Source organism: Microbacterium sp., assembly GCF_011620715.1.
Taxonomy (GTDB): domain Bacteria; phylum Actinomycetota; class Actinomycetes; order Actinomycetales; family Microbacteriaceae; genus Microbacterium.
Genome location: NZ_WOYP01000013.1, coordinates 25,021 through 44,362, shown reverse-complemented (window position 1 = coordinate 44,362; position 19,342 = coordinate 25,021). Strand labels below are relative to the sequence as shown.

23 protein-coding genes are annotated in these 19,342 nt (G+C 67.6%); 10 read left to right on the top strand and 13 right to left on the bottom strand.

What is annotated here, in order from left to right; translation table 11 throughout:
- Positions 1-147 precede the first annotated feature (147 nt).
- A complete protein-coding gene (locus QZV84_RS01785) occupies positions 148-618 on the top strand; it encodes an Lrp/AsnC family transcriptional regulator (RefSeq protein ID WP_292824502.1) in 471 nt (156 codons plus the stop codon).
- Here QZV84_RS01785 and QZV84_RS01780 read toward each other — a convergent pair.
- Positions 593-1,576 carry a DMT family transporter gene (locus tag QZV84_RS01780; protein WP_292824427.1) on the bottom strand — a complete coding sequence of 328 codons (984 nt, stop codon included), beginning with the start codon at positions 1,574-1,576 and terminating at the stop codon, positions 593-595. The two genes, QZV84_RS01785 and QZV84_RS01780, sit on opposite strands and share 26 nt — an antisense overlap.
- Before the next feature lie 83 nt (positions 1,577-1,659).
- Here QZV84_RS01780 and QZV84_RS01775 point away from each other — a divergent pair, with 83 nt between their 5' ends.
- A complete protein-coding gene (locus QZV84_RS01775; protein WP_292824424.1) occupies positions 1,660-2,214 on the top strand; it encodes a CGNR zinc finger domain-containing protein in 555 nt (184 codons plus the stop codon).
- Here the strand turns inward: QZV84_RS01775 and QZV84_RS01770 are convergent.
- A complete protein-coding gene (locus QZV84_RS01770; RefSeq protein WP_292824421.1) occupies positions 2,174-3,070 on the bottom strand; it encodes an alpha/beta hydrolase in 897 nt (298 codons plus the stop codon). The genes QZV84_RS01775 and QZV84_RS01770 overlap by 41 nt on opposite strands.
- Before the next feature lie 75 nt (positions 3,071-3,145).
- Here QZV84_RS01770 and QZV84_RS01765 point away from each other — a divergent pair, with 75 nt between their 5' ends.
- A complete protein-coding gene (locus tag QZV84_RS01765; RefSeq protein WP_292824418.1) occupies positions 3,146-3,886 on the top strand; it encodes a 3'-5' exonuclease in 741 nt (246 codons plus the stop codon).
- A gap of 69 nt (positions 3,887-3,955) precedes the next feature.
- Here the strand turns inward: QZV84_RS01765 and QZV84_RS01760 are convergent, their stop codons facing one another.
- From QZV84_RS01760 to glgA, 3 genes are all read right to left on the bottom strand, one after another.
- A complete protein-coding gene (locus QZV84_RS01760) occupies positions 3,956-4,216 on the bottom strand; it encodes a type B 50S ribosomal protein L31 (RefSeq protein ID WP_292824415.1) in 261 nt (86 codons plus the stop codon).
- A gap of 164 nt (positions 4,217-4,380) precedes the next feature.
- A complete protein-coding gene (locus QZV84_RS01755; protein ID WP_292824413.1) occupies positions 4,381-5,166 on the bottom strand; it encodes an ABC transporter ATP-binding protein in 786 nt (261 codons plus the stop codon).
- A gap of 9 nt (positions 5,167-5,175) precedes the next feature.
- A complete protein-coding gene (gene glgA / locus QZV84_RS01750) occupies positions 5,176-6,369 on the bottom strand; it encodes a glycogen synthase (protein WP_292824410.1) in 1,194 nt (397 codons plus the stop codon).
- Positions 6,370-6,415: 46 nt separating this feature from the next.
- On the opposite strand from glgA, the gene glgC reads away from it, so the two are divergent.
- Entirely contained in the window at positions 6,416-7,660 is a 1,245-nt protein-coding gene (gene glgC, locus QZV84_RS01745; RefSeq protein ID WP_292824407.1) for a glucose-1-phosphate adenylyltransferase, read from the top strand.
- Between the two features lie 43 nt (positions 7,661-7,703).
- The gene (serB, locus tag QZV84_RS01740) at positions 7,704-8,345 is read left to right on the top strand and encodes a phosphoserine phosphatase SerB (RefSeq protein ID WP_292824404.1); all 642 of its coding nucleotides are present in this window, start codon (positions 7,704-7,706) and stop codon (positions 8,343-8,345) included.
- 29 nt (positions 8,346-8,374) lie between these two features.
- Here the strand turns inward: serB and fabG are convergent, their stop codons facing one another.
- Entirely contained in the window at positions 8,375-9,085 is a 711-nt protein-coding gene (gene fabG, locus QZV84_RS01735) for a 3-oxoacyl-ACP reductase FabG (protein ID WP_292824401.1), read from the bottom strand.
- Positions 9,086-9,206: 121 nt separating this feature from the next.
- On the opposite strand from fabG, the gene QZV84_RS01730 reads away from it, so the two are divergent.
- From QZV84_RS01730 to QZV84_RS01715, 4 genes are read left to right on the top strand one after another with little or no spacing between them, the layout of a single operon-like run.
- Positions 9,207-9,644 (top strand): DUF4190 domain-containing protein, encoded by a 438-nt coding sequence (locus QZV84_RS01730; protein WP_292824398.1) that lies wholly within the window; start codon positions 9,207-9,209, stop codon positions 9,642-9,644.
- Positions 9,645-9,700: 56 nt separating this feature from the next.
- Entirely contained in the window at positions 9,701-10,078 is a 378-nt protein-coding gene (locus QZV84_RS01725; protein ID WP_292824395.1) for a DUF3099 domain-containing protein, read from the top strand.
- 41 nt (positions 10,079-10,119) lie between these two features.
- Entirely contained in the window at positions 10,120-10,335 is a 216-nt protein-coding gene (locus tag QZV84_RS01720) for a hypothetical protein (RefSeq protein ID WP_292824499.1), read from the top strand.
- The gene (locus tag QZV84_RS01715; RefSeq protein ID WP_292824392.1) at positions 10,332-11,201 is read left to right on the top strand and encodes an SURF1 family protein; all 870 of its coding nucleotides are present in this window, start codon (positions 10,332-10,334) and stop codon (positions 11,199-11,201) included. Before QZV84_RS01720 ends, QZV84_RS01715 begins: the two co-directional genes overlap by 4 nt.
- A gap of 90 nt (positions 11,202-11,291) precedes the next feature.
- On the opposite strand, the gene QZV84_RS01710 is transcribed toward QZV84_RS01715, so the two are convergent.
- A complete protein-coding gene (locus QZV84_RS01710; protein ID WP_292824389.1) occupies positions 11,292-12,890 on the bottom strand; it encodes an ABC-F family ATP-binding cassette domain-containing protein in 1,599 nt (532 codons plus the stop codon).
- A 236-nt stretch (positions 12,891-13,126) separates the two neighbouring features.
- On the opposite strand from QZV84_RS01710, the gene QZV84_RS01705 reads away from it, so the two are divergent.
- The gene (locus QZV84_RS01705) at positions 13,127-13,774 is read left to right on the top strand and encodes a biotin transporter BioY (protein ID WP_292824386.1); all 648 of its coding nucleotides are present in this window, start codon (positions 13,127-13,129) and stop codon (positions 13,772-13,774) included.
- Between the two features lie 93 nt (positions 13,775-13,867).
- Here the strand turns inward: QZV84_RS01705 and QZV84_RS01700 are convergent, their stop codons facing one another.
- The 6 genes from QZV84_RS01700 to sufB are packed head-to-tail and all read right to left on the bottom strand — an operon-like array spanning position 13,868 to position 19,199.
- Entirely contained in the window at positions 13,868-15,028 is a 1,161-nt protein-coding gene (locus QZV84_RS01700) for an aminotransferase class I/II-fold pyridoxal phosphate-dependent enzyme (protein WP_292824383.1), read from the bottom strand.
- Positions 15,029-15,083: 55 nt separating this feature from the next.
- Positions 15,084-15,413, bottom strand: a complete 330-nt coding sequence (locus QZV84_RS01695) for a metal-sulfur cluster assembly factor (protein ID WP_292824380.1) — start codon at positions 15,411-15,413, stop codon at positions 15,084-15,086.
- A 9-nt stretch (positions 15,414-15,422) separates the two neighbouring features.
- A complete protein-coding gene (sufC, locus tag QZV84_RS01690; protein ID WP_292824378.1) occupies positions 15,423-16,205 on the bottom strand; it encodes a Fe-S cluster assembly ATPase SufC in 783 nt (260 codons plus the stop codon).
- 28 nt (positions 16,206-16,233) lie between these two features.
- Positions 16,234-16,563 carry a non-heme iron oxygenase ferredoxin subunit gene (locus tag QZV84_RS01685; protein WP_292824375.1) on the bottom strand — a complete coding sequence of 110 codons (330 nt, stop codon included), beginning with the start codon at positions 16,561-16,563 and terminating at the stop codon, positions 16,234-16,236.
- On the bottom strand, positions 16,560-17,780 hold the full coding sequence (gene sufD / locus QZV84_RS01680) for a Fe-S cluster assembly protein SufD (RefSeq protein ID WP_292824372.1): 1,221 nt from the start codon (positions 17,778-17,780) through the stop codon (positions 16,560-16,562). The genes QZV84_RS01685 and sufD overlap by 4 nt, the downstream gene beginning before the upstream one ends.
- The gene (gene sufB / locus QZV84_RS01675) at positions 17,781-19,199 is read right to left on the bottom strand and encodes a Fe-S cluster assembly protein SufB (RefSeq protein WP_292824369.1); all 1,419 of its coding nucleotides are present in this window, start codon (positions 19,197-19,199) and stop codon (positions 17,781-17,783) included. It lies immediately after the preceding gene.
- Positions 19,200-19,342 lie beyond the last annotated feature (143 nt).

Genomic DNA, 19,342 nt, shown 5'->3' with positions numbered 1-19,342 from the left:
AAACGGCGCATGGCTGCGGCGACGGTGGTCGAGTACATCGCGGGCTTCCCGCCCGAAGTCGCCGATATCGCATCTAGCTCAAGGATTGACAACCCCGCTGAGCATGTTGCCAATCATTGTAGTGACGGACGTGGTAATCTTCCCGCCATGAGCACTCTCGATCATGTCGACCTCGAGTTGCTGGCTGCACTCGCGACAGACCACAGAGCGACCGTGGTCGCCCTGGCAGAACGGCTCGGACTCTCGCGGAACACCGTCCAGGCGCGCATGGCCCGACTCGAGCGATCAGGCGTATTCCTCTCGTACGAGCGCGCAATCTCTTCCACGGCTCTCGGCTTTCCGATCGAGGCGTTCATCAGCCTCACGGTGCGCCAGGCCGACCTGCCCGCGATCACGGCCGAACTCGCGCGGGTACCCGAGATCGTGCAGGCCCACGGCCTGAGCGGTCAGGTCGACCTGCTGGTGCGGGTCGCGTGTCGCGACGCCCAGCACCTCTTCGACACGGATGCCCGCATTCTGGCGATCGAGGGGGTCGAGCGCACCGAGACCTCGCTCGTGATGGGCGAAGTGATCGGCTATCGCGTGAGTCCGCTCATGGAGCTGGCACGACGGGAGTGAGACGGTTGCCGGCGGACTGCGCGTCCGCCCGCACCAAGATCACTCCGACGAGGATGAGTGCGCCGCCGGCGAACTGGATCGGCGCCGGCACCTCCGCGAGGAAGATCCACGCGAAGCCGAGTGCGAACAGCACCTCGGAGAGGCCGACGAACGAAGCGACGCGAGAGCCGATGCGCGGCACCGCCATGACCCCGAACGCGTAGCCCATGGTCGTCGCGATCGCCGCTACCCACAGCAGCGGCACGAACCACGGCACCTCGACACCGGCGAGCACGACCGACACGGCCGGAGCGGCGAAGGGCATGATGCCGCTCAGGCAGAGCACCGCCATGATGATGCCGCCGGTCAGCAGTCCGCCCGCCGCGAGTGCCAGCGGCGGGAGTTCGTCGCCGGCCCGCTCCGAGATCACGAAGTAGGCGCACACGCACACGGCGGCGGCGAGGGCGAACAGCGTTCCGAGCAGATCGAAGGACGCACCTGAGATGTCGACCACGAGCACCAGGCCCACGATCGCGACGGCCGATCCCCACAGCACGAGCGCGGATGGGGCCTTTCGGGTCCGCAGCCACACGAACGCCACCAGCATGACCGGGGCGAGGTACTGGATGAGCAGGGCGACCGCGACCGGCATCCGCTGCATCGCGGAGAAGAAGAAGAGCTGGCAGCCGAGCACGGGCATCAGGCCGAAGACGAGGATGAGCTTCCAGTGCCTCCGCAGAAACCCCCGCTGCCGCCGGATCGCCAGGAAGAGCGCGGGTGAGAGGATGAGCCCGGCCACGCCCATGCGCACCAGCAGTGCCGCGCCGAGTGACCAGCCCGCCTCGAGCAGCGGCTTGATGAGCGGCCCGCTCGAGGAGAAGGCCAGGGCGGAGGCGACTGCCAGCAGCAGACCGGACGTGCTGACCCGGTGCGCCGGCAGCGCGGAGATCATCGGGAGGGATGCGGTGGGCGCTGCCATGGTGATTCCGGCCGTGTCGGGGTGTCAGGAGTGAAGAGCGATTACACTAGTGACATTACCGACCCATCGCGTCAGGAGTCAACATGGTTTTCATTCATGACACCGAGCAATCCCTCAAAGCTGCCGTCGACCTGGTCAACACGCTGCCCGGTTTCGACGGCGAGGACTCGCTGCGCACCATCGCCGACTTCGACGCCTACCTCGCAATGAACCGCTACACCGGAACCATCCGCCGGGACGAGACCGAACTCGCCGCCGTCCGCGCCATTCGTCCGCGCCTGCGCCGGCTGTGGGACGTCGACCGCGAAGGGGCCGTTCCCCTCGTGAACGAGATGCTCCGCGACGGCCACGCCCTCCCCCGGCTCGTCATCCACGACGAGTACGACTGGCACATCCATGCCACCTCGGACGACGCCCCCCTGGCCACCCGGATCCTGGTGGAGGCGGCGATGGCCTTTGTCGATGTCGTCCGCTCGGACGAGTACGACCGGGTGCGCACGTGTTCGGCCGACGACTGCGACTCGGTCTACATCGACTACTCACGCAACGGGTCGAAGCGCTACTGCGACACCGGCAACTGCGGCAACCGCATGAACGTCAACGCGTATCGCGAGCGGAAGGCCCAAGAAACCGCCTGATCGCCTCGGCCGCGGGCGCCGGCGTCTCGTAGTGGATCAGGTGCCCGACATCGGGGATCTCGACGAGCTCGGCATCCGTGAACAGCGTCACCAGGTGGCGCTCGGCTTCGATCGGTGTGATGTCGTCGCGCACGGCTGCGATCAGAAGCGTGGGCACCGCGATGTCGGCCGCGTACTCGGTGATGTCGTGCGAGACGCTCGTGACGAACGCGTCGCGCAGCACGTCCCGGTCGGCGAAACGCGCGAAATACGTGTCGTGCTGATCGTGGATGAAGCGGCGCAGCTGCCTGTCGGAGGTCTTGGCCATCGTGATGCTCATGACCCGCACCACCAGGGCGTTGCGCAGCACGGCCGTCCCGACCCGCTCGGGCAATCGCGCACCCGCCCAGTAGTAGAAGATCGCCAGGCGCGTCATGACGCCGCGCGGACCCTGCAGTGCCGGTGCGCCGATCGGATTGACCAGGATGAGTCGGGGCGTCGCGAGTCCCTGTGCGACGGCGGCCGCCGAGACGATCGAGCCGAACGAGTGACCCAGGATGACCGCGCCCGGAGCGACCGCGGCGACGAAGTCGCTGAGCCATTCGGCGTACGCTGCGAGGTCATGGGTGCGTCCGGGCAGCGGTGCCGTCTCACCGAAGCCGGGAAGGTCGGGCGAGATCACCCGCACCTCGGGCAGCATCGCGACGACCGGCTCGAGCCCGTGATGCTCACCGCGGAACCCGTGCACGGCGACGAGGGTGTGCTCCGCGTCCACCGGCCCATACTCCCAGTACGCGGTCGTCCCGCCGGACGCCTGCACCTCGCGCCGCACCGGCCGCAGCAGACCGACTGGGGCGGTGGGATGGGGAACGGGCACGTGCCCGATTCTACGGTCGGCGATGGGAATGCTCTTGCGCCGTCGATGTCGGAGGTCGTGCATACCGTGAATCGCATGAAGGCGACGCATGACTCGGGACAGACGGTCGATCCCGCCGATGGCGCTCCGGGGTGGACGCGGGTGATCGGCGTCTTCGACCTCGAGACGACCGGCGTCGATGTGGCGTGCGATCGGATCGTGACGGCGCACGTGGGCCTGCTCGATGCGAGCGGATCGGTGATCCTCTCCCGTGACTGGATCGCCGATCCCGGCGTGGAGATCCCCGAGTCGGCGGCGGCCCTCCACGGCGTCACGACCGAGCGCGCACGTGCTGTCGGCGAGCCGGCAGACGAGGTGGTGGAGCAGACCGTGGACGTGCTGCGATCGCTGCTGGATGCCGGCATCCCCGTCGTGGCGTATAACGCCGCCTACGACTTCTCGCTGCTCGCGCACGAGGCCATCCGCCACGGCGTCACTCCCCTGCGCGATCCGTCGCCGGTGATCGATCCGCTCGTCATCGACAAGTCCTGTGACCGCTATCGTCGGGGCAAGCGCACCCTCGCCGCGGTCGCCGAGCACTACGCGGTGCGACTGGACGACCCGCATCAGGCCTCCGCCGACGCGGTCGCGGCGGGGCGGCTCGCGCAGGCGCTCGCCGGGCGCTTCGCCGGACTGCTGCCGGCGCGAGCGGAAGAACTGCACACCCGGCAGATCGCCTGGGCGCGCGCGCAGGCAGCGAGTCTGACCGAGTACTTCCTCCGCATCGGCCGACTCGACCCGGACGAGCGACTGGACGGCGGCTGGCCGGTGCGCTGAGGTGCCCGGGCAGCCACGCCCGGAATGCGGAAAGCCCCGCCGAAGCGAGGCTTTCCGCAGCGCTGCGAGTCAGTTGCTCGACGAGCCGCCGAAGTTCTTGAAGCGCTGGTTGAACTTCTCGACGCGACCGGCCGAATCCATGATGCGCTGCTTGCCCGTGTAGAACGGGTGCGATGCCGAAGAGATCTCGACGTCGATGACCGGGTACTCGACACCGTCGAGCTCGATCGTCTTTTCGGAGGTGACCGTCGAACGGGTCAGGAAAGTCTCGCCCGAGCCGAGGTCGCGGAACACGACGGCCTGGTAGTCGGGGTGGATGTCAGTCTTCATGGTGGTCCTCTAGGCAGTGGTGCACTGGATTTTGCCAGGGCGTGAAAATCTGCGGTGCGAATGCACCAAGGATCTATTCTACCAGCCCGGAGCGCGGACGCGGAATCGTGTCCCGGAACGGCGCTGCGCGCCTACTCGACAACCGATCTCGCCAGCCGGGGTTCTCAGGAGGACGCCCGCGCGGCGTACCGTCCACCGTCGGCGGTGAGCACGATGGGCACGCCGAACGCTTTCGTGAGGTTCTCGGCAGTCAGTGCCTCCTCGATCGGACCGGACGCGACCACCTTCCCGTCGCGCAGCAGCAGGACATGCGTGAAGCCGACCGGGATCTCCTCGACATGATGGGTGACCATCACCATCGCCGGGGTCGTCGGGGCTTGCGCGTAGCCTCCGAGCAGGATCAGCAGTTCTTCGCGTGCGCCGAGATCCAGGCTCGCCGCGGGCTCGTCCAGCAGCAACAGCTCGGGGTCGGTCATGATCGCCCGGGCGATCTGCACGCGCTTCTGCTCCCCGTCGCTCAGCGTGCCGAACGTGCGGTCGGCCAGATGATCCAGACGCCACTCCGACAGCACGCGCAGAGCGCGGCGCTCGTCGATGTCCTCGTACGACTCATTCCACCGGCCCAGCACCGAGTATGCGGCGGTGAGCACGACGTTCAGAACGGTCTCATCCGGAGGCACGCGCTTGGCCATCGCCGTGGAGGCGAAGCCGATGCGCGGGCGCAGCTCGAACACGTCGGTCCGCCCGAGCTGCTCACCGAGGATCGTCACGCGACCGGAGGTCGGGTGCACCAGGGTGTCGGCCAGTTGCAGCAGCGTCGTCTTGCCTGCGCCGTTGGGCCCCAGGATGACCCACCGCTGGTCGTCTTCGACCGACCAGTCGAGGTGGTCGACGATGTCGCGGGCGTTTCTGCGTACGACGACATCGGAGAACTGGAGCACCTGCGGCATACTCTCAGCCTATCGGCGGATGCCGGCGACCTCCGCGTAGAGGGCGGCCGTGGCGTCGGCGATCGACCCCCAGCTGAAGTCTTTCGCAGCACGGTCGCGGCCCGCCGCACCGTACGCCGCCGCGCGCTCCGGATCACTCACCACTTCGGTGAGCACCCGCGCGAGGTCCGCGACGTACCGGTCCGGATCCAGCGGCGTTCCGGTGCCGTCCTGCACCTGCTCGATCGGCACCAAGCGCCCCGTCACGCCGTCCACGACGACCTCGGGGATGCCGCCCGTCGCCGTTCCCACGACCGCGGCGCCACACGCCATGGCCTCCAGATTCACGATTCCGAGGGGCTCGTAGATCGACGGGCAGACGAACGTGGTGGCGGCGCTCAGGACCGTGCAGAGGTCATGGCGCGACAGTGACCGGTCTATCCAGACGACGCCCCGCCTCGTCTCCTGCAGCCGGCGCACGAGGCCTTCGACCTCCGCCATGATCTGCGGCGTGTCGGGCGCGCCCGCGCACAGGATCACCTGCACGTCCGCCGGCAGCAGCTCGGCGGCGCGCAGGAAGTAGGTCAGTCCCTTCTGGCGGGTGATGCGACCGACGAACACGACCGAGGGCCTTTCCGGATCGATTCCGAGCTCGGCCAGCAACGCGGGATCCTCGACGGGATGCCACGCGTCGACGTCGATGCCGTTGTAGATGACGCGCACCCGCTCGGGATCGACGCTGGGGTAGCTGCGCAGGATGTCGGTGCGCATGCCGTCGCTGACCGCGATGATCGCGGCAGCGCCCTCGTAAGCGGTCTTCTCGATGTAGCTCGACACGGCGTAGCCGCCGCCGAGCTGCTCGGCCTTCCACGGGCGCAGGGGCTCGAGGCTGTGCGCGGTCACGATGTGCGGGATGCCGTGCAGCAGCGATGCGAGGTGTCCGGCGAAGTTCGCATACCAGGTGTGGCTGTGCACGACATCGGCGCCCGCGACATCGGGGACCATCTCCAGATCGGTGCCGAGCGTCTGGATCGCGCCATTCGCGGTCGACAGTTCCGCGGGCACGCTGTAGGAGCTCGTGGCCTCTTCGTCGCGCTCCGCACCGAAGGCGCGCACGCGCACATCGAGCTGCTCACGGAGGGCCTTGACCAGTTCGGTGACGTGCACTCCGGCCCCACCGTAGATCTCCGGCGGATACTCCTTGGTGATGACGTCGACTCGCATGCCATCACGCTAGTACCCGGGCCGAAGTGCGGCATAGGGTGGGCCCATGCCAGCAGTGCCGAAGGTGTTCGGAATCATCCTCGCGGGCGGGGAGGGCAAGCGCCTCATGCCCCTCACCGCAGATCGAGCCAAGCCCGCCGTCCCGTTCGGGGGGCAGTACCGCCTGATCGACTTCGCGATATCGAACCTGATCAATTCGGGACTGAGACAGCTCGTGGTGCTGACCCAGTACAAGTCGCACAGCCTCGACCGGCACATCTCGCAGACGTGGCGCATGTCGCCCCTGCTGGACTCCTACGTCGCCTCAGTGCCGGCTCAGCAGCGGCTGGGCAAGCGCTGGTTCTCCGGGTCAGCCGACGCCATCCTGCAGAGCCTCAACCTGATCAACGACGAGAAGCCCGACATCGTCGTGGTGATCGGCGCCGACCACGTCTACCGCATGGACTTCCGTCAGATGCTGGATTCGCACATCGAGACCGGCGCGCGGGCGACGGTGGCCGGTATCCGTCAACCGCTGTCGCTGGCCAGCCAGTTCGGCGTCATCGACGTCGACGAGAAGGACCCCGCGAAGATCCGCGAGTTCCTCGAGAAGCCGCAGGATGCCCAGGGGCTCAGTGATGCGCCGCACGAAGTGCTCGCCTCGATGGGCAATTACATCTTCGACACCGACGCGCTGATCGAGGCCGTCGAATCCGACGGCGAGCTGCCGACCTCCAACCACGACATGGGCGGCGACATCATCCCGTACTTCGTGAACCGCGGCGAAGCGGGCGTCTACGACTTGAAGCGCAACGACGTGCCGGGCTCGACCGATCGCGATCGCGACTACTGGCGGGACGTCGGTACGATCGACTCCTTCTTCGACGCGCATATGGATCTGATCTCGGCCCTGCCGATCTTCAACCTGTACAACATGCAATGGCCGATACACTCGCAGACCGTCAACTCGCCCCCGGCGAAGTTCGTGCGCGATTCGGTGGGCCGGATCGGCAACGCGATCGACTCCATCGTCTCGCTCGGCTCGGTGCTCTCCGGCACCCACCTCGAACGCAGCGTCGTCGGGCCGTGGACCCTCGCCGCGGGCGGATCGACGATCACGGATTCCGTGCTCTTCGACCACGTCCGCGTGGGCCAGGGGGCCCGCATCCATCGTGCGATCCTCGACAAGAACGTGGTGCTCGCCGATGGTGCGACGGTCGGCGTCGACCGTCAGCGCGACATCGAGCGCGGCTACACGGTCACCGACACGGGCCTGACCGTCGTCGGCAAGGGAGTGCGCATCGACGCCTGAGCCGCCGACGACCGGAGGAAGGCGGCGACGCTAGCGTGGGAGCATGCCCGCGCAATCCGCCCGCTTCCTGGTCGTGCTCGACGCCGATTCGACACTCATCCGCAACGAGGTGATCGAGCTGCTCGCCGATGAGGCCGGACGCGGTGCCGAGGTGACGGCCGCCACGGAGGCCGCGATGCGCGGCGAGGTCGACTTCGCCACGAGCCTGCGCTCACGCGTGAGCGCACTCGCGGGAGTGCCGACCACGGCGTTCGCGCGGGTCCTCACCCGCATCGAGCCGACTCCCGGCGTGCGCGAGCTGATCGCCGCGGTGCACGAACGCGGTGGCCGGGTCGGCGTCGTCTCTGGCGGATTCCACGAGATCCTCGACACGGTCGCCCCCGCCCTGGATGTGGACGTGTGGCGGGCCAACCGCCTCGGCACGCAGGACGGCATGCTGCGCGGCGTCGTTGACGGTGCGATCGTGGATGCCGAGGCCAAGGCGGCCGCGCTGCGGGAGTGGGCCGCCGATGCCGGTGTCGCCGCGTCGCGGACGATCGCGATCGGCGATGGGGCGAACGATCTGCGCATGCTGGCCGCGGCCGGGCTCGGACTGGCGTTCAACGCGAAGCCGGCCGTGCGCGCGCAGGCGGACCTTGTGATCGAGCGGGTCGACCTGCGCGAAGTGATCGCACTGCTGCCCTGAGAGGGACGAGCCGCCGTCGATCGCCGAGCCTAGTGGCCCATCCCGAGCCCGCCGTCGACGGGGATGACGGCGCCTGAGATGTATGCGGCGTCGTCCGAGGCGATCCATGCCACGACACCCGCGACCTCGGCGGTCGTCGCGAAGCGTCCGGCGGGAATGTTCTTCTTGTACTCGGCCTGCGTGCTCTCGGGCAGGGACGCCGTCATATCGGTCTCGATGAACCCCGGGGCCACCACATTGGCGGTGATGCCGCGGCCGCCGAGTTCACGAGTCAGCGATCGGGCGAAGCCGACGAGCGCGCTCTTTGAGGCGGAGTAATTGATCTGGCCGGCCGAGCCGTAGAGTCCGACCACGCTGGAGATCAGGATGACGCGCCCCCACCGCGCGCGCAGCATCCCCTTCGAGGCACGCTTGACCACACGGAACGTTCCGCCCAGATTCGTGGCGATCACACTGTCGAAGTCGTCTTCGGTCATCCTCAGCAGAAGCGTGTCCTTCGTGATGCCGGCGTTGGCGACGACGATCTCGACGGGACCCAGCTGCGCCTCCACCTCGGCGAACGCGGCATCGAGGGCCGCGGCATCCGTCACGTCCGCTCGCACCGTCAGCGTCCCCGCCGGCCCCTCTCCGGAACGCGCGGTGACGGCGACCTTGTACCCTTCGGCGACGAATCGCTCAGCGATGGCACGGCCGATGCCGCGGTTGCCTCCTGTGACCAGGACGACGCGATCGGTGGACATGGAGCTCTCCCGGAGGGCTGGACACGGTTGGACACGTGGACCGCACCAGCTTAGCGGTGCCGTGTTTGACACCACCGGCACGCACTGCGACGCTGTAAGCGCACCCGACGAAAGGCGCCCCGTGAGCGACACGAACCCCGACGGCACGACCCCCGTTCCGCCCACGGCGCCCTCGGCGCCTCCCGCGTACGTCGCTCCTCCGGAGTATGTCGCTCCTGCGGCATACGGGTCCGCCCCGGCCTACGCCGCCGCCCCGGCCTACGGATCGCCGTACGGTGCTGGCGGACCCGCGAAGACGAACACCCTGGCGATCGTCTCTCTCGTCTCCTCGCTCATCGGCATCTTCATCATCCCGCTGCTCGGATCGCTGGCCGGCATCATCACCGGCCACATATCCCTGGGACAGGTCAAGAAGACCGGCGAGCAGGGCCGCGGTCTCGCCCTGGCAGGCACGATCATCGGTTACGTCGGCCTGGGGTTCATCGTGATCGGACTGATCGTCTTCCTCGCATTCCTGCTGCCCCTCATCGTCTACAGCGTGAACACGTCCACGGCGTGAATGCGTCCGTCTCACCGGGCCGACTCCCGTGCGTGCAGGCGTACTCTTGAGTCACCGTGAAGAGCACGCCGAAAGCCCAATCTGCAACGTCCCTGCCCGTCGCGCCGCGCGACGACGAACATCGGCGTTCGAGCAGGTATCTGGTCATGATGGGCATCCGCATCGCGTGCTTCATCCTCATGGTCGTGATCACCCCCTACGGCTGGTACACCTGGGTCTTCGGCGCTGCCGCTTGCGTGCTGCCGTATATCGCGGTGGTCCTGGCCAACGTGGGATCCGACGTCCAGCGCACCGAAGTGATCACGCCCGAGCGTGCCCTGCCGGTAGCCGCATCGAGCCACCCTGCCCCGGCCCCCGGCGGCGCCCCGACGCTGCGCATAGAGGAGGCACGAGCGCTCGACGAGCGGCGCCCCGAGGCGGACGGCCCCGCGTGAACGGCGGGAACGACGCGTCCTCCCGCGTGCGCATCGATGGTGTGCCTGCCGCGACCTGCTCTCGTGCGGGATGCCGCGAGGCCGCGCTCTGGCGGGTCGAGTGGCGCAACCCCAAGATCCACTCCCCCGACCGCCGCAAGATCTGGGTGGCGTGCGACGAACACCGAGACTATCTCCGCGACTATCTGGCCGCTCGCGACTTTCCGGTCGCGGTGTGGCCGCTGGTTCCCCTGACCGCCGCAGGAGGCGCCTCGTGAGCCGCCGCGCCAGCGCGCCCGCGGCGGTGCGATGGACCTCGTACATCGCCGTCGCGATCGTCTTCGCGATCGCGTGCGGATTCCTGTCCAACTGGCAGTTCTCCCGCAATGCCGACAGGGCCGCTCAGCTCGCGCTCGTGGCGCAGAACTACGACGCCGAACCTGTGCCTCTGGAGGCGATCATCGCTCCCGGCGCGACGCTCGCCGCGGCCGACGAATGGCGCCCGGTCGCCCTCGAGGGCGAGTACCTCGCCGACGAGCAGATCCTGGTCCGCAATCGGCCCCACGGAGGCACAGCGGCGTTCGAGGTGCTCGTGCCGTTCCGCCTGAACGACGGCCGGGTGCTGTTGATCGACCGAGGCTGGGTGCCGCCCGGCGAGGACCAGCCGCTTCCCGACGCCATTCCGGCACCGCCGGAAGGCGCGACGACGGTCATCGCGCGCCTGCGTCCGGCCGAACAGCTGCCGGCATCCGGTCGTTCGGCGCCTGAGGGCCAGGTGCCCTCCATCAATCCGCAGCTCATCGCCGACTCGATCGACACAGACATCGGCGCTCAGCTCGAGCTCAGCGCCTACGGGGTGATGATCTCGGAGGATCCCGCTCCGGCGACGCGGCCGGCGGCCTTCGCCGTGCCCTCCGAGGACCCGGGTCCATATCTGTCGTACGCGATCCAGTGGATCCTCTTCGCGGTGATGGGCTTCGTCTTCATCGGGTACGTGATCCGCACCGAGCTGCGCCACCACCGCGAAGACGCCGAGGACCGCGCACGCGGCATCGAGCCCGCTCCGCGCGACCGCGTCCCGCCGCGGCGGATGGATCGCGACATGGAGGAAGAGGACTCGATTCTCGACTCCGCGCATCGCTGAGCGGGTCAGCTCAGGATGTCTCGATACGGCGCTGCGCGCCCGGCCGCCCAGCAGCGAGCGCAGCGACCGAATCCAGACACGCCAATCGAATCATGCAAGCGTGATCAGTTCCTTGTAGTCACGGTTCCAGAGGTCTTCGACGCCATCGGGCAGGATCAGCACCCGCTCGGGGTTGAGCGCCTCGACCGCACCCTCGTCGTGGGAGACGAGGACGACAGCGCCTTCGTAGTGCGAGAGCGCGCCGAGGATCTCTTCGCGAGAGGCCGGGTCGAGGTTGTTGGTCGGCTCGTCCAGCAGCAGCATGTTGGCACTCGAGACGACGAGCGTCGCGAGCGATAGGCGGGTCTTCTCGCCGCCGGAGAGCACGCCGGCGGGCTTGAGCACGTCATCGCCGGTGAACAGGAACGACCCGAGCACCTTGCGTGCCTCGGTGGCGTTGATGTCTGGCGCGGCCGACATCATGTTCTCAAGCACCGATCGCGAGACGTCGAGGTTCTCGTGCTCCTGCGCATAGTACCCGATCTTCAGGCCGTGCCCAGGCTCGAGCTGCCCGGTGTCGGGCTGGTCGACACCCGCGAGGATGCGCAGCAGGGTCGTCTTGCCGGCTCCGTTGAGTCCGAGCACGACGACCTTCGACCCGCGGTCGATCGCGAGGTCGACGTCGGTGAAGATCTCGAGCGACCCGTACGATTTCGACAGGCCCGACGCCATGAGCGGCGTCTTACCGCACGCGGCCGGCTTCGGGAAACGCAGCTTGGCGACCCGCTCGACTTGGCGGACCTCGTCCAGCCCCGAGAGCATCTTCTCGGCGCGGGCGACCATCTGGTGTGCCGCCGCGGCCTTCGAGGCCTTCGCACCGAAGCGCGCTGCCTGCAGCTGGAGCTGGGTGGCCTTCTTCTCGACGCCTGCGCGCTCCTTCTTGCGGCGCTCTTCGTCGGCGACCCGCTGACGCAGGTAGTTCTTCCAGTTCATGTTGTAGACGTCGATGACCTGCCGGTTCGCGTCGAGGTAGAAGACGCGGTTGACCGTTTCACCGACGAGCTGGACGTCGTGGCTGATCACGATCAGCCCGCCCCTGTAGTTCCTGAGGAATTCGCGCAGCCACACGACGCTGTCGGCGTCGAGATGGTTGGTCGGCTCATCCAGGATCATCGACTCGGCATCCGAGAACAGGATGCGGGCCAGTTCGATGCGCCGGCGCTGGCCACCCGAGAGGGTGCGCAGCGGCTGGTCGAGGATCCGGTCGGGCAGCGAGAGGTTGTGGGCGATGGATGCGGCCTCGGCCTCGGCCGTGTAACCGCCGAGGGACTCGAAGCGCTCGGTGAGACTGCTGTAGCGCTTCATGGCCTTCGCCGCGACGTCGGTGTTCTCGTCGCCCATCTGCAACGACGCCTCGTGCATGCCGATCGCCAGCGAGCCCAGGCCGCGGGCATCGAGGATGCGGGTGCGGGCGAGCATCTCGGGATCCCCCGTGCGCGGGTCCTGGGGCAGATAGCCGAGTTCACCAGAGCGATCGACGCGGCCGGCGGCGGGGAGCAGATCGCCCGCGAGCACCTTCGTCAGCGTGGTCTTGCCGGCGCCGTTGCGCCCGACCAGACCCACCTTGTCGCCATTGCTGACACGGAACGAGACGTCCGCCATGAGCACGCGGGCGCCTACCCGGATCTCGAGGTCGTGCACGGCGAGCACAGCGAAGGTCCGTTTCGTCAGGGGTATGTGGAAGCGGCCGAGCGGCCGATCTCCCAGTCTACCGTCGACGCGCCGTGACGACGTCGACATCCCGCCGAGCACGTGATGACCGGCACAGCGGATGCCGCGATTCGTTGGTGCATCACGCACTGTGCTGCCCGATTCGCGGCTCTAGGATGAGTCGCGACGCCCTCGTTTCATCTCGGCCCGCCCGGGCCGCCCGCAGAAGGAGACCCATGTCCTCGATCGCCGCCGTCCCGGCCGCACCGTCCGGACGCCGAGTTCTCGCGGACGTCATCGCGCGTCCGTCTTCGCGTGGCCGCGCCCTCGCCGTGGATGCGGCACTCGTGCTGGCCGGTGCTGCCGTCGTCGCCCTGCTCGCCCAGGTGGAGATCCCGCTGTGGCCGGTGCCGATCACGGGGCAGACGCTCGGCGTGATCATCGTCGGCGCGTCGCTCGGAGCGTGGCGCGGAGCGGCGGCCCTGACGACCTACATGGTCCTCGGCCTGGCCGGCCTACCGATCTTCGCCGGCCTGACGGGCTCGCTGGCCGCTATCGCCAAGCCGAGCTTCGGCTTCGTGATCGGCTTCATCTTCGCGGCGTTCATCGCCGGCTGGTTCGCCGAGCGCGCGTGGGATCGCCGACCCGCGCTGGCTTTCGTCGGCTTCGCCGCCGCGAGCGTCGTGCCGTTCCTGTTCGGCATCCCTTACCTCGCTTTCGTGCTGAACGTGACCCTCGGCCTGGAGCTCACGTTCTGGCAGGTCCTCGAGGCCGGGCTGTTCCCGTTCATCATCGGCGGCCTGGTGAAGGCCGGAATCGCCGCCCTGATCATCCCGGGAGCATGGGCACTCGTCCGCAAGGTCGACGCCTCCAAGAAGGCCTGAATCCCATACTGCAGAGAGGGTCTCGACCGGGCACCGGTCCGACCCGGACTTACCGCGTCGACCAGATGCCGCACGTCCGAGCGACGAGTCCGGTCACGCCGCGGCGAGCGTGCCGATGCGCTCGACAGCCTCCTGCAGCACGTCGGGTGAGCAGCCGAAGTTGATGCGCACGTATCCGCGCCCCTCCTCGCCGAACTGCGGGCCGAGATGCAATGCGACATCGGCGTCGCGCCGGATCTTCACCGCCGGGTTGTCGCCCCAGCCGAGAGCACTCAGATCCACCCACGCGAGAAAGCCCGCGTCGGGGATGCGGTAGCGCGCTTGCGGGACGTGCTCTTCGAGCAGCGCGGACAGCAGCATGCGGTTGTGGTCGAGTGCGGCGAGCAGACCGTCGAGCCAGACGTCACTCTCCTGAGAGAAGGCGGCAACCCCGGCGATCGCGCCGAACAGGCCGGTGCGCCACTCCACCTCTTCGGGCAGCCCGCGCACCACGTCGGAGGTCTCTTCGTCGGCCGTGACCATCAGCGCGCACTTCAGTCCGGCGAGGTTGAACGCCTTGCTCGCGCTCGTCACCGCATATCCGATCCGAGCAGCGACGGCAGACGCATCCAGAAAGGGCGTGAATGCGTGTCCGTGGTGGACCAGCGGGGAGTGGATTTCGTCGCTGATGACGGCGGCGCCGAAAGCCGCCGCGAGGTCGGCCAGTGCGGCGAGGCTCTCGCGCGAGTGAGCGGTACCGGTGGGGTTGTGCGGATTGCACAGCAGCACGGCACGTGCGCCGCCGGCGAGGGCAGCTTCTATTCCGAGCAGATCGAGCTCCCACCCCGTGCCGGTGTCCACGAGCGGCACGCGTTCGACGACGGCCCCGGCTTCGGGGATGCAGTCGTAGAAGGGCGGGTACACCGGCGGGGTGACGATCACGCGGTCACCGGGCGTGACCACCCGGCGGAGGATCTCGACGACGCCCATCATGACGTCGCAGGTCGTGCGGATGTGAGCAGGGTCGACGGTCCAGCCGAACCGGCGCTGCGCGAAGTCGGCGTAGGCCCGCGCGATGCCCGGGTCGGGCGGCGTGTATCCGGTGTCGCCCAGCTGCACCGCGCGCGTCAGCACGCGGGTGACGGCGGGAGCGGGGGCGAAGTCGGTCTCTGCCACGAACAGCGGCAGCACCTCGGGCGGGTATGCCTGCCACTTCGTGCTGGACCGCTGCCGGAGCAGTTCGATGGGCAGTGCCTGAAGAGGAATGACGCTCACTCGACGAGCCTATCCACTCGGCGGATGCCGCCGACTCGCGCATCAGACAGCGGGATCACATCGCGAAGCCGAGAGCCCGCATCATGTCGCGACCGTCGTCCGTGATCCGCTCGGGACCCCACGGCGGCATCCAGACCCAGTTGATCCGGAACCGTTCGACGACCTCATCGAGAGCCTGAGCGGTCTGCTCTTCGAGAACGTCGGTCAGCGGGCATCCGGCGCTCGTGAGCGTCATGTGGATGACCAGTGCGTCGTTCTCGTCGTCCCAGCCGAGGTCGTAGATCAGGCCCAGATCCACGACATTGACCCCCAGTTCGGGGTCCATGACGTCCTTGAGGGCTTCTTGGACCTCGTCGTACTTTTCGGGTGCGAGCGTCGCGGTCATAGGAGAATCCTACGCTTCGGCTTCGGTGGCAGCCTCGAGCACGGGTTCAATGAACCGGTCGTAGCCTTCGTCCTCAAGGCGTTCGGCAAGCTCCGGGCCGCCCTCTTCGACGATCCGCCCGGCGACCATGACGTGCACGAAGTCGGGGTGGATGTAGCGGAGGATGCGCGTGTAGTGCGTGATCAGTAGCACGCCGAGGTCGGTCTGCTCCTTGGCGCGGTTGACACCCTCCGACACGATCTTGAGGGCGTCGACGTCGAGACCGGAGTCGGTCTCGTCGAGAATCGCGATCTGCGGACGCAGCAGCTCGAGCTGCAGGATCTCGTGGCGCTTCTTCTCGCCGCCGGAGAAGCCCTCGTTGACGTTGCGCTGAGCGAACTTGGGATCCATGCGGAGGTTCTTCATGGACTGCTTGACGTCCTTGGTCCATGTGCGGATCGCTGGCGCCTCGCCGTCGATCGCCGTCTTCGCAGTGCGCAGGAAGTTCGTGACCGTGACACCGGGGATCTCGACCGGATACTGCATCGCGAGGAAGAGTCCGGCGCGGGCGCGCTCGTCGACCGTCATGGCGAGCACGTCTTCTCCGTCGAGGGTGATCGTGCCGCTCGTCGCGGTGTATTTGGGGTGACCGGCGATCGTGTAGGCCAGCGTGGACTTGCCGGAGCCGTTGGGCCCCATGATCGCGTGCGTCTCGCCCTTGCGGATCGTGAGCGTCACTCCGTTGAGGATGGGGATGGTTCCGGCATCCGTCTCGACCGTCACATGGAGGTCGCGGATTTCGAGGACTGACATTCAGGCTTCCTTCTTCACGGCATTGAATTCAAGACAGGTCTTTTTTGACCGAAGGGTCGATGAACACATCGTCACCCTGGATCTGTACGGCGAACACAGGCACGGGCTCGTACGCGGGAAGATTGAGGGGCCGGCCGGACAGCAGCGAGAACGCCGAGCCGTGGGCCCAGCACTCGATCGTGTCGCCGTCGACGAAGCCGTCGGCGAGCGAGACGTCACCGTGCGTGCAGACATCGCCGATCGCGTGGATGTCGTCGTTGGAGTCCTTGACGACGCAGATGGCGACGCCGTCCACCTCGACGCGCAAAGCGGAGTCCTGCTCGAGCTCGCTCAGAGCGCAGACACGGGTTGCGGTCACGAAGCCGCTCCTTCCGGGATTTCGCCTTCGATCTCTCGAAGTTCGTTCTGAATGGCTTCGTGCAGCTCGGCTTCGAGGGCGGGGATGCCGATGCGCTGCACGATGTCGCTCAGGAAGCCCACGACCACGAGGCGACGCGCCTCGTCTTCGCTGATGCCGCGCGACTGCAGGTAGAACAGCTGCTCGTCGTCGAAGCGTCCGGTGGCGCTGGCGTGACCGGCACCGCGGATGTCGCCGGTCTCGATCTCGAGATTCGGGATCGACTCGGCCCGGGCCCCGTCGGTGAGGACGAGGTTGCGATTGGCCTCGTACGAGTCGGTGCCGACCGCGTCGGGGCCGATCAGCACGTCGCCGACCCACACGCTGCGGGCACCCGCACCCTGGAGCGCCCCCTTGTAGAGCACGTCGCCGCGGGTGTCGCGTCCCTTGTGGAACAGGTAGACCTGGCTTTCGAGGTGCTGTCCGGCGTCGGAGTACGACAGGCCGTAGAGCTGGCCCTGCGAGCCCGCGCCGGCGAGCTCGACGCTCGGGTTGACGCGCACGACACCGCCGCCGAAGCTCACGACGAAGTGGCGGAGCGTCGCGTCGCGCTCGACGCGAGCCTGATGGGATGCCGCGTGCACCGCGTGATCGCTCCACTGCTGCACCGAGATCACGGTGAGGTGCGCGCCGTCGCCGACGATGATCTCGACGTTCTCGGCGAGCAGCGCGTCGCCCCCGTGGCGGAGCAGGACGATGCCCCGGGCGTTGGGGGCGGCCTGGAGCACGAAGTGCGCGTGCGCGACTCCCCCATTGCCCTGCACGTCGACGACGATCGGATCGGCGAGCTCGACGCCGGCCGGGATGCCGATGACCGTCGCGGCGACGGAGCGCTTCCACGCGATCGCCGCCGCGAGGTCTTCGGGCACGAACACGTCACCGCGCGGCGCTTCGCCCGCGGCATTGGTCGTCACGATGACCGACTCGGGCGCGCTGACCGTGATCGCCACGGCGTCCGCAGCGCCGTCGACGTCCTCGAACAGCGGCGCGAGCCGGTCGACCGGAGTGTGCTTCCAATTGACCTCGCGGCCCGTGGGACGCTCGAAGCCCGTCGGGTCGAACGAGCGAAGCCGCTCGGACCGGGTCTGGACCGGCGCCCAGGCGCCGTCTGTGTGCGGGGTGGAACCTGGCACGTTCGCAGCAGGCACCGTCTCGGGTGCCTGTGTGGTCGCCGTCATCTAGCCGACCGATCCTTCCATGCCCATCTCGATGAGCTTGTTCAGCTCCATCGCGTACTCCATGGGAAGCTCGCGCGCGATCGGCTCGATGAAGCCGCGCACGATCATCGCCATCGCCTCGTCCTCCGGCATCCCACGGCTCATCAGGTAGAACAGCTGCTCTTCGCTCACTTTCGAGACGGTCGCCTCGTGACCGAGCTGCACGTCGTCGACACGGATGTCGATCGAGGGGTAGGTGTCGGATCTCGAGATCGTGTCCACCAGCAGCGCGTCGCAGCGGACCGTGTTGGCGGAGTGGTGCGCATTGGCATCCACGCGCACCTCGCCGCGGTAGCCCGCACGACCGCCGCCGCGTGCGATCGACTTGGAGACGATCGAAGACTGCGTGTAGGGCGCCATGTGGATCATCTTCGCGCCGGCGTCCTGGTGCTGGCCCGGACCGGCGAAAGCGACCGAGAGAGTCTCGCCCTTGGCGTGCTCCCCGACGAGGAAGATCGACGGGTACTTCATCGTGACCTTCGAGCCGATGTTGCCGTCGATCCACTCCATCGTCGCGCCCTCGTGCGCGATCGCGCGCTTGGTGACGAGATTGTAGACATTGTTCGACCAGTTCTGGATCGTCGTGTACCGAACGCGGGCGTTCTTCTTCACGATGATCTCGACCACGGCCGAGTGCAGCGAGTCGCTCTTGTAGATCGGGGCGGTGCAGCCCTCGATGTAATGCACGTAGGAGCCCTCATCGGCGATGATCAGCGTCCGCTCGAACTGGCCCATGTTCTCGGTGTTGATGCGGAAGTAGGCCTGCAGCGGGATGTCGACGTGCACGCCCGGCGGCACGTAGACGAAGGAGCCGCCAGACCACACCGCCGTGTTGAGCGCGGCGAACTTGTTGTCGCCGGCCGGGATGACCGTGCCGAAGTACTCCTCGAAGAACTCGGGGTGCTCGCGAAGCGCCGTGTCGGTGTCCATGAAGATCACACCCTGCGCCTCGAGCTGCTCGTTGATCTGGTGGTAGACGACCTCGGACTCATACTGCGCGGCGACGCCGGAAACCAGGCGCTGGCGCTCGGCCTCGGGGATGCCCAGGCGCTCGTACGTGTTGCGGATCTCTTCGGGAAGCTCTTCCCACGACCCGGCCTGCTTCTCGGTCGAGCGCACGAAGTACTTGATGTTGTCGAAGTCGATCGCGCTGAGATCTGCGCCCCACGTCGGCATCGGCTTTCGCTCGAACAGCTGCAAGCCCTTCAGCCGAAGCTTCATCATCCACTCCGGTTCGTTCTTGAGAGTCGAGATGCCACGCACGACGGACTCGCTCAGCCCGCGCTGTGCTGCGGCTCCGGCTGCGTCCTCGTCGTGCCATCCGAACTCGTACTGTCCCAGGCTCGCAAGCTCCGGGCGGTCGATCAGCACATCCGACATCGTCACACTCTCCTCCGGGCCACAACGGTGTCATCCGCCCCGGCATTCCTGTACCTTCGGTGGAGTTCCGAAGAGGGATGCCGCTCGGTGGGCCCAATCAAGTGGCGCCGCCCTGCGCGCCTACACTGTCAGTGGTGCAGAGC

What these genes read in the sequence shown, in the direction of transcription:
- QZV84_RS01755 (WP_292824413.1), bottom strand. Translation starts at nt 5,166, where the DNA reads ATGCCGCAGGTGCTCCAGTTCTCCGATGTCGTCGTACGCAGAAACGCC.
- glgA (WP_292824410.1), bottom strand. Translation starts at nt 6,369, where the DNA reads ATGCGAGTCGACGTCATCACCAAGGAGTATCCGCCGGAGATCTACGGT.
- serB (WP_292824404.1), top strand. Translation starts at nt 7,704, where the DNA reads ATGCCCGCGCAATCCGCCCGCTTCCTGGTCGTGCTCGACGCCGATTCG.
- glgC (WP_292824407.1), top strand. Translation starts at nt 6,416, where the DNA reads ATGCCAGCAGTGCCGAAGGTGTTCGGAATCATCCTCGCGGGCGGGGAG.
- QZV84_RS01765 (WP_292824418.1), top strand. Translation starts at nt 3,146, where the DNA reads ATGAAGGCGACGCATGACTCGGGACAGACGGTCGATCCCGCCGATGGC.
- sufB (WP_292824369.1), bottom strand. Translation starts at nt 19,199, where the DNA reads ATGTCGGATGTGCTGATCGACCGCCCGGAGCTTGCGAGCCTGGGACAG.
- QZV84_RS01705 (WP_292824386.1), top strand. Translation starts at nt 13,127, where the DNA reads ATGTCCTCGATCGCCGCCGTCCCGGCCGCACCGTCCGGACGCCGAGTT.
- sufC (WP_292824378.1), bottom strand. Translation starts at nt 16,205, where the DNA reads ATGTCAGTCCTCGAAATCCGCGACCTCCATGTGACGGTCGAGACGGAT.
- QZV84_RS01760 (WP_292824415.1), bottom strand. Translation starts at nt 4,216, where the DNA reads ATGAAGACTGACATCCACCCCGACTACCAGGCCGTCGTGTTCCGCGAC.
- QZV84_RS01775 (WP_292824424.1), top strand. Translation starts at nt 1,660, where the DNA reads ATGGTTTTCATTCATGACACCGAGCAATCCCTCAAAGCTGCCGTCGAC.
- sufD (WP_292824372.1), bottom strand. Translation starts at nt 17,780, where the DNA reads ATGACGGCGACCACACAGGCACCCGAGACGGTGCCTGCTGCGAACGTG.
- QZV84_RS01780 (WP_292824427.1), bottom strand. Translation starts at nt 1,576, where the DNA reads ATGGCAGCGCCCACCGCATCCCTCCCGATGATCTCCGCGCTGCCGGCG.
- QZV84_RS01785 (WP_292824502.1), top strand. Translation starts at nt 148, where the DNA reads ATGAGCACTCTCGATCATGTCGACCTCGAGTTGCTGGCTGCACTCGCG.
- fabG (WP_292824401.1), bottom strand. Translation starts at nt 9,085, where the DNA reads ATGTCCACCGATCGCGTCGTCCTGGTCACAGGAGGCAACCGCGGCATC.
- QZV84_RS01695 (WP_292824380.1), bottom strand. Translation starts at nt 15,413, where the DNA reads ATGACCGCGACGCTCGCACCCGAAAAGTACGACGAGGTCCAAGAAGCC.